The sequence below is a fragment of the Pseudomonas sp. QLc11A genome (assembly GCF_052112305.1).
Taxonomy (GTDB): Bacteria; Pseudomonadota; Gammaproteobacteria; order Pseudomonadales; family Pseudomonadaceae; genus Aquipseudomonas; species Aquipseudomonas laurylsulfatiphila.
Genome location: NZ_JAVAJJ010000039.1, coordinates 1 through 2,325, shown reverse-complemented (window position 1 = coordinate 2,325; position 2,325 = coordinate 1). Strand labels below are relative to the sequence as shown.

At 62.7% G+C, this 2,325-nt stretch carries 1 protein-coding gene; it reads left to right on the top strand.

The window, feature by feature from the left end; translation table 11 throughout:
- On the top strand, positions 1-2,325 hold a 2,325-nt coding region (locus Q8X48_RS29755; RefSeq protein WP_407802807.1), incomplete at both ends, for an immunoglobulin-like domain-containing protein.

Below are 2,325 nucleotides of genomic sequence, written 5' to 3'. Positions count from 1 at the left end.
TCTACCAAGGTCCGACCACCGTGACCGAGTCGATTAAATCGGCCGCCGGCGGCAACCTCGAGTCCATCGATCCGGTGAAAACGCCAGTGACCACCACGGTCAACGACGTCAACGACACCACCACCGTGACCCTGTCCGCCACCCCGAGCGTCGACGAAAACGGCACCATCACCTACACCGCGACCCTGACCGATGCCCAGGGCAAACCAGTCACCGCGCAGAACGGTCCAGTGACCGTGACGTTGGACAGCGGCAAGGTCATCACCATTGCCGAAGGCCAGAGCTCCGGTAGCCTGCCAGTGACCGTCGGCAACGACGTCTACACCGGCCCGACCACCGTCACTGAATCCATCAAGGACGCAGTGGGCGGCAACCTCGAAGCGATCACCCCAATCAAGACCCCGGTGGAAACCACGGTCAATGACGTCAACGACACCACAATCGTGACCCTGACCGCGACGCCGAGCGTCGACGAAAACGGCACCATCACCTACACCGCGACCCTGACCGATGCCCAGGGCAAACCGGTCACCGCGCAAAACGGTCCGGTCACCGTGACCCTCGACAGCGGCAAGGTCATCACCATCGCCGAAGGCCAGAGCTCCGGTAGCCTGCCAGTGACCGTGGGCAACGACGTCTACACCGGTCCAACCACCGTGACCGAGTCGATTAAATCGGCCGACGGCGGCAACCTCGAGTCCATCGATCCGGTGAAAACGCCAGTGACCACCACGGTCAACGACGTCAACGACACCACCACCGTAACCCTGACCGCCACCCCGAGCGTGGACGAGAACGGCACCATCACCTACACCGCGACCCTGGCCGATGCCCAGGGCAAACCGGTCACTGCGCAGAACGGTCCGGTCACCGTGACCCTCGACAGCGGCAAGGTCATCACCATCGCCGAAGGTCAGAGTTCTGGCAGCCTACCGGTCAGCGTCGGCAACGACGTCTACACCGGCCCAACCACCGTCACTGAATCCATCAAAGACGCAGTGGGCGGCAACCTCGAGTCCATCGATCCGGTGAAAACGCCAGTGACCACCACGGTCAACGACGTCAACGACACCACCACCGTGACCCTGTCCGCCACCCCGAGCGTCGACGAAAACGGCACCATCACCTACACCGCGACCCTGACCGATGCCCAGGGCAAACCGGTCACCGCGCAGAACGGTCCGGTGACCGTGACGTTGGACAGCGGCAAGGTGATCACCATCGCCGAAGGCCAGAGCTCCGGCAGCCTGCCGGTCAGCGTCGGCAACGACGTCTACACCGGTCCGACCACCGTCACTGAATCCATCAAGGACGCAGTGGGTGGCAACCTCGAAGCGATCAACCCGATCAAGACCCCGGTGGAAACCACGGTCAACGACGTCAACGACACCACCACCGTGACCCTGACCGCCACCCCGAGTGTGGATGAAAACGACACCATCACCTACACCGCCACGCTGACCGACAAGAACGGTGCCCCGGTTACCGCGCAGAACGGTCCAGTCACCGTGACGTTGGACAGCGGCAAAGTGATCACCATCGCCGAAGGCCAAAGTTCTGGCAGCCTGCCGGTCAGCGTCGGCAACGACGTTTACACCGGTCCGACCATCGTGACTGAATCCATCAAGGACGCGGTGGGTGGCAACCTGGAATTGGTGTCGCCAAACACAACGCCAGTGACCACCACGGTCAACGACGTCAACGACACCACCACCGTGACCCTGACCGCCACCCCGAGTGTGGATGAAAACGACACCATCACCTACACCGCCACGCTGACCGACAAGAACGGTGCCCCGGTTACCGCGCAGAACGGTCCAGTCACCGTGACCCTGGACAGCGGCAAGGTCATCACCATCGCCGAAGGCCAGAGCTCCGGTAGCCTGCCGGTCAGCGTGGGCAACGACGTTTACACCGGTCCGACCACCGTGACCGAGTCGATTAAATCGGCCGACGGCGGCAACCTGGAAGCGATCAACCCAATCAAGACCCCGGTGGAAACCACGGTCAACGATGTCAACGACACCACCACGGTGACCTTGACCGCGACCCCGAGCGTGGACGAGAACGGTACCATTACCTACACCGCGACCCTGACCGATGCCCAGGGCAAACCGGTCACCGCGCAGAACGGTCCAGTGACCGTGACCCTCGACAGCGGCAAGGTCATCACCATCGCCGAAGGCCAGAGCTCCGGTAGCCTGCCGGTCAGCGTCGGCAACGACGTTTACACCGGTCCGACCATCGTGACTGAATCCATCAAGGACGCAGTGGGCGGTAACCTGGAACTGGTGTCGCCAAACACAACGCCAGTGACCACCACGG